The following is a 10,542-nucleotide window of genomic DNA, read 5'->3' as shown; positions in this document are numbered from 1 at the left end:
GGCTCGCTCCCACAATTGGAATGCGTTTCTTCTGTGGGAGCGAGCCTGCTCGCGATAGAGCCGGAACAGACAACAACCATTCCTTCGAGCAAAAAAAAGCCCACCTGATCAGGTGGGCTCTCTTTGTTCACAGCGCTATCAGAACAACCGCATCTTCGGCGCTTCTTCCTTCAACGGCTCGTTCTTCGCCGTCTGTTCATTCCAGCCACCACCCAGCGCCTTGTACAGGTTCACTGCGCTGACCAGTTGCGCCAGACGGTCGGTGATCAATGCCTGTTGGGCACTGAACAGCTGACGCTGGGCATCGAGGAAGGTCAGGTTGCTGTCGACACCGATGCGGTAGCGACGCTCGGCCAGGCGGTAGTAGTCCTGGTTGGCGCTGACGAAATCACGCTGCGCCTGCAACTGATGGGTGTAGGTCTCGCGGGCGGCCAGGCCGTCGGCGACTTCCTGGAAGGCCGTCTGGATGGACTTCTCGTAGTTCGCCACGCCGATGTCCTTCTGGATCTTCGAGTAATCCAGGCTGGCGCGCAGGCTGCCGGCGTTGAAGATCGGCAGGTTGATCTGCGGCTGGAACAGCCAGGTGCCCGAACCGCCCTTGAACAGGCCGGACAGGTCCGGGCTCAGGGTGCCGGCGTTGGCGGTCAGGCTGATGCTCGGGAAGAACGCAGCCCGCGCCGCGCCGATGTTGGCATTGGCGGCCTTGAGGTTGTACTCGGCCTGCAGGATGTCCGGACGACGCTGCAGCAAGTCCGACGGCAGGCCCGCCGGTACTTCGCTCAGCAAGTCATCGTTGAGCGGTTTGGCCGCTTGCAGGTTGGCCGGAATGCCGGTGCCGAGCAGCAGCACCAGGCTGTTTTCATCCTGGGCGACCTGACGGGTGTAGCGGGCCAGTTGCGCCCGGGCGTTTTCCACCGAGGTACGCGACTGCGCCAGGTCCAGGGCCGAGGCGACGCCCACTTCGTTGCTGCGGGCAGTGAGCTTGTAGCTCTCCTCGAACGCGGCAAGCGTGTCTTGGGTCAACTTCAGCAGTTCCTTGTCGGCCTGCCAGGTCAGGTAGGCGTTGGCCACGCTGGCCACCAGGCTGATCTGGGTGCTGCGGCGGCCTTCTTCGGTGGCGAAGTATTTCTGCAGGGCTTCTTCGCTCAGGCTGCGAACCCGACCGAAGAGGTCCAGTTCGTAAGCGCTGATACCCACGGTAGCCGAGTAGGAACTGGTGATGCCTGCTTCACCGGTTTGCGAAGCATTGGCCGGAACACGCTGGCGGCTGCCGGTGCCATTGGCCGAAATGGCCGGGTACAGGTCGGCACGCTGGATGCGGTACTGCGCGGCGAAGGCATCGATGTTCAGCGCCGCGACACGCAGGTCGCGGTTGTTTTCCAGAGCGACCTGGATCAGTTGCTGCAGCGCCGGATCATGGAAAAACTGCTTCCAGCCTTGCTCCGCGGCAGCCTGTGCAGGCGCCTGGGCCGGCGAATACGCCGGGCCCTGCGGGTATTGATCGGCCACCGGTGCTTGCGGCTGCTGATAATCGGGGATCAGCGAGCAACCGCTCAGCACGAAGGCGGCGACAGCGATGGAGAGTAGCGACTTGCTCATTGGCCAGCCTCTTTAGAAGGTTCGATGGCATCGTCCTGGTCGGCGATTTTGCGCTGGCCCATGGACGATACGGCGACGAAGAACAGTGGGACCCAGAAGATCGCCAGTACGGTGGCGGTGATCATACCGCCAATTACCACGGTACCGATCGCATGTTGGCTGCCCGAGCCTGCACCGGTGGAAATCGCCAGCGGAACAACGCCGAGGATGAACGCCAGCGAGGTCATGATGATTGGACGCAGACGCATGCGACAGGCTTCGATTGCGGCATCGGTCAGGCTCTTGCCTTGTTCATGCAGTTCCTTGGCGAATTCGACGATCAGGATGGCGTTTTTCGCCGCCAGACCAATGGTCGTCAACAGCCCCACCAGGAAGTACACGTCGTTGGACAAGCCGCGCAGGCTGGTAGCCATCAGCGCACCGATGATCCCCAATGGCACCACGAGTACTACGGCAATCGGAATCGACCAGCTTTCGTACAGCGCCGCCAGACACAGGAACACCATCAACAGCGAAAGGGCAAACAGCGCCGGTGCCTGAGAACCTGCCAGGCGTTCTTCATAGGACAGACCGGTCCAGGAAATACCGACGCCGGCCGGCAGTTTCTTGGCAATGGCTTCGACTTCGGCCATGGCCTCACCAGTGGAATAACCTGGAGCCGGAGCACCGAGGACTTCTACCGCTTCCACACCGTTGTAGCGCGACAGCTTGGGCGAGCCGTAAATCCATTCACCCTTGGCGAACGCCGAGAACGGCACCATGGTTCCTGTGCTGTTGCGCACATACCACTTCTGCAGATCTTCAGGGCTCATACGCGAGTCCGGCTGGCCTTGAACGTACACCTTCTTCACCCGACCACGGTCGATGAAGTCGTTGACGTAACTACTGCCCAGCGCGATCGACAGGGTGCTGTTGATGTCGGCGATGGTAATGCCCAGGGCACTGGCCTTCTCGTCATCGATCTCCAATTGGTACTGCGGCTCATCGTTCAGTCCGTTTGGACGCACTTGGGCCAGCACCTTGCTTTGCGCGGCCATGCCCAGGAACTGGTTGCGCGCTTCCATCAGCTTCTCATGACCCAGACCTGCACGGTCCTGCAGGAACACGTCGAAACCGGTGGCGTTACCCAACTCCAGTACCGCCGGCGGGGCGAAGGCGAACACCATCGCATCACGGAAGGTGAAGAAGTGCTGCTGGGCACGGGCGGCGACCTTGAACACGCTGTTATCAGCGTTACGTTCTTCCCAGGGCTTGAGCATGATGAATGCCATACCCGAACTTTGGCCACGACCGGCGAAGTTGAAGCCTGTCACGGTAAATACCGAGTTCACCGCATCGCCTTCACCACCGTCCTTGCCAGGACGCAGCAGGTATTCACGCATCTGGTCCACGACCACTTGGGTACGCTGGGACGTCGAACCGGCCGGCGTCTGCACCTGGGCAAACAATACGCCTTGGTCTTCTTCCGGAAGGAACGAGGACGGAATGCGCATGAACAGCCAGATCATGCCGATGAAAATGATCACGTAGACCAGCAGATACGGCGCCTTGTGACGCAGGATATTGCCGACGCCACGCTCGTAGCTTTCCACGCTGCGATCGAAGTTGCGGTTGAACCAGCCGAAAAAACCACGCTTGGACGTGCCATGGTCACCCTTGGCAACCGGCTTGAGCATGGTGGCGCACAATGCCGGGGTGAAGATCAGTGCAACCAGTACCGACAAGGCCATTGCCGAGACGATCGTGATCGAGAACTGCTTATAGATCACACCGGTGGAACCACCGAAAAACGCCATCGGCAGCAGTACCGCCGAAAGCACCAGGGCAATACCCACCAGGGCGCCCTGAATCTGGCCCATGGATTTTTTCGTGGCTTCCTTGGGTGACAAACCTTCTTCGCTCATCACCCGTTCGACGTTTTCCACCACGACGATGGCGTCGTCCACCAGCAAGCCGATGGCCAGCACCATGCCGAACATGGTCAGGGTGTTGATGCTGAAACCGGCGGCCGCGAGGATGCCGAAGGTACCCAGCAATACCACCGGCACGGTCATCGTGGTGATGACGGTGGCGCGGAAGTTCTGCAGGAACAGGAACATCACCAGGAACACCAGTACGACGGCTTCGACCAGGGTTTCAACCACACCCTTGATCGACTCGGTCACCACCGGCGTGGTGTCGTACGGGAACACCACTTCCATCCCTTGCGGGAAGAACGGCTTGAGGTTGTCGATGGTCTTGCGCAGGGCTTTCGCCGTGTCGAGGGCATTGGCACCGGTGGCCAGCTTGACCGCCAGGCCCGAGGCGGGCGCGCCGTTGAACTGGGCGTTGATGCTGTAGTTCTCGCCACCCAGGCCGACTTTCGCGACATCCTTGAGACGAACCTGGGAACCGTCCTTGTTGACCTTGAGCAGGATTTTTTCGAATTGCTCGGCGGTCTGCAGGCGGGTCTTGCCGATGATCGTCGCGTTCAGTTGAGTGCCGGGCAGGGCAGGCAGGCCGCCGAGCTGGCCGGACGACACCTGGACGTTCTGCGCGGCAATCGCGGTCCGGACGTCGATCGGGGTCAGGTTGAAGTTGTTCAACTTGGCCGGATCCAGCCAGATACGCATGGCGTACTGGGAACCGAACACCTGGAAGTCACCGACACCGGCTGTCCGCGAGATCGGGTCCTGCATGTTGGACACGATGTAGTTGGACAGGTCGTCCTTGGTCATGCTGCCGTCGCGCGACACCACACCGATCACCAGCAGGAAGTTCTTCACTGCCTTGGTCACGCGGATACCCTGTTGCTGCACTTCTTGCGGCAGCAGCGGGGTGGCCAGGTTCAGCTTGTTCTGGACCTGGACCTGCGCGGTATCGGAGTTGGTACCTTGCTCGAAGGTCGCGGTGATGGTCATGGTGCCGTCGGAGTTACTTTCAGACGACACATAACGCAGGTTGTCGATACCGTTGAGCTGCTGCTCGATCACCTGGACCACGGTGTCCTGCACGGTTTGCGCGGACGCACCCGGGTAGGTCACAGAGATGGCGATCGCCGGCGGCGCGATGCTCGGGTATTGGTTGATCGGCAACTTCAGGATCGAAAGTGCCCCGACCAGCATGATCACCAGGGCGATTACCCAGGCGAAAATCGGACGGTCGATAAAAAATTTCGACATGGTTTACTCCCCTTTGCCGCTGGAAGCCTGCTCAGCTGCCTTGGCGGGGGCCGGGTTTTTGGCGTTGACGTTGGTGGCATCGGTCGGCTTGACCTCGATGCCCGGCTTGACGAACTGCAAGCCTTCGGTGATCAGACGATCGCCGGCTTTCAGGCCGTCTTCGATCAGCCACTGGTTACCGACGGTGCGGCTGGCCTTGAGCTGGCGCAGTTCGACCTTGTTGTCGGGACCTACGACCAGTGCGGTCGGAGTGCCCTTGAGGTCGCGGGTCACGCCTTGCTGTGGCGCCAGAATCGCTGCGCTGTTCACGCCGGCCTGCAACTGGGCGTGGACGAACATGCCCGGCAACAGGGTGTGATCAGGGTTGGGGAACACCGCACGCAGGGTCACGGAGCCGGTGGTCTGGTCGACCGAGACTTCGGAGAATTCCAGTTTGCCTTCCAGTTTGTACTGGCTGCCGTCTTCCAGGGTCAGCTTGACCTTGGCGGAGTTGTCGCCGGCCTTTTGCAGGCGGCCACTTTCCAGTTCACGACGCAGTTGCAGCAGTTCGACCGAGGATTGCGTCACATCGACGTAGATCGGGTCCAGTTGCTGAATCACGGCCATCGCTTCGGTCTGACCGTTGCTGACCAGCGCGCCTTCGGTTACCGAAGAGCGACCGATGCGACCGGTCAACGGCGCGTAGACCTTGGTGTAGCGCACATTGATCTGCGCCGATTGCAGCGAGGCTTCCGACTGCAGGCGGTTGGACAGGGCGGTGTCGTATTCCTGGCGGCTCACGGCCTGTTCGTCGACCAGTTGCTTGTAGCGGTCGGAGATCGATTTGGTCGAGCGCAGGTTGGCTTCGGCACTTTTGAGCGTAGCTTCATAGACAGCCGGATCGATCTGGTACAGCTGCTGGCCTTCCTTGACATCACCGCCTTCCTTGAACAGGCGCTTGAGAATGATGCCGTTGACCTGCGGACGCACTTCAGCGATGCGGAACGCGCTGGTGCGGCCCGGCAATTCGGAGGTCAGGGTGAAGGATTGCGGTTGCAGGGTGACGACGCCGACCTGAGGCGGTGGTGCGGCCGGCGCTGCTTCTTCCTTTTTGCATCCGCTGAGCAGCGATGCCAGGGCGACGGCGGCGACCAGAGCGGTAAGAGCTGGCTTGAATTGCATGAAAATCCTCGGGTCAGGCGCGTTGGGCAACGCACAAGAAAAGATGGAAGGTTTAAAAATGGATGCCGGGTGGATAAGTAGCTTGCTAAGGAATATACTTACATTCGTGACTGTTTGTAAATACCTTGACTGTGTATCCTCGCCCTTACAGAGGCCGCCGCAAGGTTCGAATTGTAGGCCCGGGGACGGGACCCCAGAACGCTCGCCCCACTTTTATTCAGCTGATATTCAGACATCGCTGAAGCACCCTGATTGAGGTTGTACTGCCATGGTCCGTCGCACCAAAGAGGAAGCTCAAGAAACCCGCAACCAGATACTCGAAGCGGCCGAAAAAGCCTTTTACGAGCGGGGCGTGGCCCGTACCACGCTGGCGGACATCGCGACCCTGGCCGGAGTCACCCGCGGCGCCATCTATTGGCATTTCAGCAACAAGGCCGATCTGGTGCAGGCCATGCTCGACAGCCTGCATGAGCCTCTGGATGAACTGGCCAAGGCTGCCGAGAGCGAGGACGAACTCGACCCTCTGGGCTGCATGCGCCGCCTGCTCATTCATTTGTTTCACGAAGTTGCGCTGGACCCAAAGACCCGGCGCATCAACGAAATCCTGTTTCACAAGTGCGAGTTCACCGATGAAATGTGCGACCTGCGCCAGCAGCGCCAGACCGCCAGTCTCGATTGCAACATGCGCATCGGCCTGACCCTGCGCAATGCCGTGAATCGCGGGCAGTTGCCGGAAGACCTCGACACCGCCCGAGCGGCCATCGCCATTCACGCCTACATCGATGGCCTGCTGTACCAGTGGCTGCTGGCCCCGGAAAGCTTCGAGCTGCACACCGAGGCCGAGCGCTGGGTCGATACCGCGATCGACATGCTGAGTCTGAGCCCCAGCCTGCGAAAGTGAAACAACATGCGTAATCGGCTTCGCGGGTGTCAATCGTTGAATCAGTAGATGAACAGATCTTCACCAGGTTCAGGGCAGTGGGGTGCTTTTATATACGCACGCTCGGTGCGTTTGTAGTTTTCAGGCTCGGTATTTTGTAGGGATTTTGTGTTGCCGCCTGTAGGAGCGAGCATGCTCGCGATGGTCGTTAACGATAACGCTGGCAGCCTGGCACCCCGCGCTGTCTGGTCCTCCATCGCGAGTAAACTCGCTCCTACAGGTTTATCACCACCTTCGATAGCAAACAAAAAGCCCCGGCTCTCTCGAGTCGGGGCTTTTGCTTTTACGGGGCGAGGCTTACAGCGTCGGGTAGTCGATGTAGCCGACCGGGCCCTTGCCGTAGAACAGTTCCGGACGTGGCTCGTTGAGCGGGGCGTCGGCTTTCAGGCGCGCCGGCAGGTCCGGGTTGGCGATGAACGGGATGCCGAACGCCACGGCGTCAGCCTTGCCAGCCGCCAGCGAAGCGTTGGCGCTGTCCTTGGTGAAGCGCTCGTTGACGATGTAAGGGCCGCCGAAAGCTTCCTTGATTTGCGTACCGATGCTGTCGTCACCTTCTTTTTCGCGCGAGCAAATGAAGGCGATGCCGCGCTTGCCCAGCTCGCGGGCCACGTAGGTGAAGGTCTCAACCAGATTGTCGTCACCCATGTCGTGGGAGTCGGCACGTGGAGCCAAGTGTACGCCGACACGGCCGGCACCCCAGACTTCGATCGCAGCGTCGGTCACTTCCAGCAGCAGGCGTGCACGGTTTTCCAGGGAGCCGCCGTACTGGTCGGTGCGCTGGTTGGTGCTGCTCTGCAGGAACTGGTCGAGCAGGTAGCCGTTGGCGCCGTGGATTTCCACGCCGTCGAAGCCGGCGGCCTTGGCGTTCTCGGCACCGACGCGGTAGGCATCGACGATGTCGGCGATTTCAGCGGTTTCCAGGGCACGCGGCGTCGGGTAGTCGGCCATCGGGCGAACCAGGCTGACGTGGCCCTTTGGCTGAATGGCGCTCGGAGCGACCGGCTTCTCACCGTTCAGGTACGACTCATGGGATACACGGCCCACGTGCCACAGTTGCAGGAAGATCTTGCCGCCCGCGCCGTGGATCGCCTTGGTGACGTTGGTCCAGCCGCGTACCTGGTCGTTGGACCAGATGCCCGGGGTGTCGGGGTAGCCGACGCCCATAGGGGTGACCGAGGTGGCTTCGCTGAGGATCAGCCCGGCGGATGCGCGCTGCACGTAGTACTCGGCCATCAGCGCGTTGGGTACACGACCTTCGTCGGCGCGGCAGCGGGTCAGTGGAGCCATGATGATGCGGTTGGCCAACTCGATGTCGCCAAGCTTGATCGGATCGAAAATAGTCGTCATTGAATACAACCCTCGTGAGGTATCAGTTGGTAGCAGGAGCCAGCTCGGGATTACCGCTCTGACGGAAAGTGATCAGGGTCAGGACCAGGGCGATTACCGCCAGAATCGCTGCCGCCAGGGGCACGCTGGTCAGGCCGAAGCCGTGGGCGATGACGCTGCCGCCGACCCAGGCGCCCAGGGCGTTGCCGACGTTGAAGGCGCCGATGTTCAGGGTCGAGACAAGGTTCGGGGCGGCCTTGCCGTAGGTCACCACGTTGACCTGCAGGGCAGGCACGGCGGCGAAACAGGCGGTGGCCCAGAGGAACAGGGTGATTTCGGTCGGGATCAGCGCGACGCTGGTCCAGGTCAGTACCGTGGACACCACCGCCATCGCGATGAATACGCCGATCAGCGTCGCGGCCAGGCCTTTGTCAGCCAGCTTGCCGCCAATGATGTTGCCGACGGTCAGACCCAGGCCGATGAGCATCAGGGTCCAGGTCACGCCGCGAGGCGAGACGCCGGTGACTTCGCCCAACAGCGGCGCGACGTAGGTGAACAGAGTGAACACGGACGCGGCGAACATCGCGGTCATGCTCAGGGACAGCCAGATACCGGCACCTTTCAGAGCACGCAGTTCGGCGCGCATGTCGAGTTTTTCTTCATCACGCTTGGCTGGCAGGAAGCGAATCAGGCCGATCAGCGCGATCACGCCAATCACCGTCACTGCCCAGAAGGTCGAGCGCCAGCCGGCCTGCTGGCCGAGGGCGGTGCCAAGCGGCACGCCCAGCACGTTGGCGAGCGTCAGGCCGGTGAACATCAGGGCCACGGCCGAGGCGCGCTTGTTGGCCGGCACCAGGCTTGCAGCCACCACCGAACCGATACCGAAGAACGCACCGTGGCACAGGGCCGTCACCACTCGGGCGAACATCAGGACGTTGTAGTCACTGGCCACCGCACAGAGCAGGTTGCCGACAATGAAGATGCCCATCAACGCCACCAGAGCGGCCTTGCGCGGCAGCCGGGCGGTGGCCAGCGCCATGAATGGCGCACCAATGGCCACGCCCAGGGCGTAACCGGTCACCAGCCAGCCGGCACCGGGGATCGACACGCCGAGATCGGCCGCCACATTGGGCAACAGGCCCATGATGACGAACTCGGTGGTGCCGATGGCGAAGGCGCTCAAGGCCAGTATGAGTAGCGGGAGGGGCATTGTTTGATTCCTTATGGCCGACTGACGTAAAGGGTCAGAGCTCTTTGCTGAAGATGCGGAGGAACTCCTGGATGGTGTCCTCGTTGCGTTTGAAAAAGTGCCATTGGCCGACTTTGCGGCTGCTGATCAGGCCGGCGCGCTGCAGGGTTGCCAGGTGTGCGGACACGGTGGACTGCGACAGCTCGCAACGTTGATCGATTTGCCCGGCGCAAACGCCGTGCTCATTGCTGTGGCTCTGATCCGGGAATTCGACGTCCGGGTCTTTGAGCCAGTGCAGGATGTCCCTGCGTACTGGATGCGCCAGGGCTTTTATTATTTCGTCGATGTCAAGGTTCATGGTCGGGGGCTCGATATGGGTAAAACGTTATATCGCGATGGAACGAAATATAAATCGCTCCATCGCGATACGCCAATATGGTTTTGATCTGAAGACTGCGTAATTCGTTATATCGGGTTATAACGATACACGGCTTTTCATAGTGCAAGGCCGCAGTGCTAAGCTGCGCCCATGAACTATCTCGCACATCTTCACCTCGGAGGCCAGCGCCCCGGTCAATTGCTCGGCAGTCTGTATGGCGATTTCGTCAAAGGGAGGCTGCAGGGGCAGTTCGAACCGGAGATCGAAACGGCCATCCAGCTGCATCGCAGCATCGACGTGTTCACCGACCGCCATCCGCTGGTGGACGCCTCGCTGTCGCGCTTTTCCCTGACGCGCCGGCGTTATGCCGGGATCGTCCTCGATGTGTTTTTCGACCATTGCCTGGCCCGGGACTGGAGGCTGTACGCCGACCGGCCACTGGAGCAATTCACCTCGGACGTGTACCGGGTGCTGTCCAGCCAGCAGCAATTGCCCGAACGCCTGGCGCGGATTGCGCCGCACATGGTGGCCAATGACTGGTTGGGTTCGTATCAGGAATTCGAGGTGCTGGAACAGGTGCTGCGAGGGATTTCACGCCGCCTGACCAAGCCTGAGGAACTGGCGTTCGCGATGCAGGAATTGCGCGGGTTGTATGAGCCGTTGAGCGAGGATTTCCGGTTGTTTTATCCGCGGTTGCAGGAGTTTGCCGCAACCCCGCTTAAGTAATGTGAACACGGAGCCAATGTGGGAGCGGGCTTGCTCGCGAAGGCATCGTGTCAGTCGACAT

The 10,542-nt window shown here is 60.8% G+C and carries 8 protein-coding genes; 2 read left to right on the top strand and 6 right to left on the bottom strand.

All coding sequences use genetic code 11. The annotated features are described in order from the left end of the window. Positions 1-138 precede the first annotated feature (138 nt). From emhC to emhA, 3 genes are read right to left on the bottom strand one after another with little or no spacing between them, the layout of a single operon-like run. Positions 139-1,599 (bottom strand): efflux RND transporter outer membrane subunit EmhC, encoded by a 1,461-nt coding sequence (gene emhC, locus ACW9JE_RS24605; RefSeq protein WP_457434208.1) that lies wholly within the window; start codon positions 1,597-1,599, stop codon positions 139-141. Then, positions 1,596-4,760 carry an efflux RND transporter permease subunit EmhB gene (emhB, locus tag ACW9JE_RS24600; protein WP_457434207.1) on the bottom strand — a complete coding sequence of 1,055 codons (3,165 nt, stop codon included), beginning with the start codon at positions 4,758-4,760 and terminating at the stop codon, positions 1,596-1,598. Before emhB ends, emhC begins: the two co-directional genes overlap by 4 nt. A gap of 3 nt (positions 4,761-4,763) precedes the next feature. Beyond that, on the bottom strand, positions 4,764-5,921 hold the full coding sequence (gene emhA / locus ACW9JE_RS24595; protein WP_224536983.1) for an efflux RND transporter periplasmic adaptor subunit EmhA: 1,158 nt from the start codon (positions 5,919-5,921) through the stop codon (positions 4,764-4,766). Between the two features lie 268 nt (positions 5,922-6,189). Between emhA and ACW9JE_RS24590 the strand changes: the two genes are divergently transcribed. After that, complete coding sequence (locus ACW9JE_RS24590) at positions 6,190-6,822, top strand: TetR family transcriptional regulator (RefSeq protein ID WP_224536984.1); 633 nt, start codon at positions 6,190-6,192, stop codon at positions 6,820-6,822. A gap of 336 nt (positions 6,823-7,158) precedes the next feature. On the opposite strand, the gene ACW9JE_RS24585 is transcribed toward ACW9JE_RS24590, so the two are convergent. The 3 genes from ACW9JE_RS24585 to ACW9JE_RS24575 are packed head-to-tail and all read right to left on the bottom strand — an operon-like array spanning position 7,159 to position 9,734. Then, positions 7,159-8,208 carry an alkene reductase gene (locus tag ACW9JE_RS24585; RefSeq protein WP_457434206.1) on the bottom strand — a complete coding sequence of 350 codons (1,050 nt, stop codon included), beginning with the start codon at positions 8,206-8,208 and terminating at the stop codon, positions 7,159-7,161. A 22-nt stretch (positions 8,209-8,230) separates the two neighbouring features. Then, entirely contained in the window at positions 8,231-9,397 is a 1,167-nt protein-coding gene (locus ACW9JE_RS24580) for an MFS transporter (protein ID WP_457434205.1), read from the bottom strand. Between the two features lie 34 nt (positions 9,398-9,431). Further along, on the bottom strand, positions 9,432-9,734 hold the full coding sequence (locus ACW9JE_RS24575) for an ArsR/SmtB family transcription factor (RefSeq protein ID WP_457434204.1): 303 nt from the start codon (positions 9,732-9,734) through the stop codon (positions 9,432-9,434). Positions 9,735-9,905: 171 nt separating this feature from the next. On the opposite strand from ACW9JE_RS24575, the gene ACW9JE_RS24570 reads away from it, so the two are divergent. Continuing rightward, positions 9,906-10,481, top strand: a complete 576-nt coding sequence (locus ACW9JE_RS24570; RefSeq protein ID WP_224536991.1) for an acyl carrier protein phosphodiesterase — start codon at positions 9,906-9,908, stop codon at positions 10,479-10,481. Positions 10,482-10,542 lie beyond the last annotated feature (61 nt).

Source organism: Pseudomonas sp. SDO55104_S430, assembly GCF_054070595.1.
The sequence above is the reverse complement of the archived record's forward strand: the minus strand, read 5'-3'. Positions and strand labels throughout refer to the sequence as shown.

What these genes read in the sequence shown, in the direction of transcription:
- emhB (WP_457434207.1), bottom strand. Translation starts at nt 4,760, where the DNA reads ATGTCGAAATTTTTTATCGACCGTCCGATTTTCGCCTGGGTAATCGCC.
- ACW9JE_RS24580 (WP_457434205.1), bottom strand. Translation starts at nt 9,397, where the DNA reads ATGCCCCTCCCGCTACTCATACTGGCCTTGAGCGCCTTCGCCATCGGC.
- ACW9JE_RS24590 (WP_224536984.1), top strand. Translation starts at nt 6,190, where the DNA reads ATGGTCCGTCGCACCAAAGAGGAAGCTCAAGAAACCCGCAACCAGATA.
- ACW9JE_RS24575 (WP_457434204.1), bottom strand. Translation starts at nt 9,734, where the DNA reads ATGAACCTTGACATCGACGAAATAATAAAAGCCCTGGCGCATCCAGTA.
- ACW9JE_RS24585 (WP_457434206.1), bottom strand. Translation starts at nt 8,208, where the DNA reads ATGACGACTATTTTCGATCCGATCAAGCTTGGCGACATCGAGTTGGCC.
- emhA (WP_224536983.1), bottom strand. Translation starts at nt 5,921, where the DNA reads ATGCAATTCAAGCCAGCTCTTACCGCTCTGGTCGCCGCCGTCGCCCTG.
- emhC (WP_457434208.1), bottom strand. Translation starts at nt 1,599, where the DNA reads ATGAGCAAGTCGCTACTCTCCATCGCTGTCGCCGCCTTCGTGCTGAGC.
- ACW9JE_RS24570 (WP_224536991.1), top strand. Translation starts at nt 9,906, where the DNA reads ATGAACTATCTCGCACATCTTCACCTCGGAGGCCAGCGCCCCGGTCAA.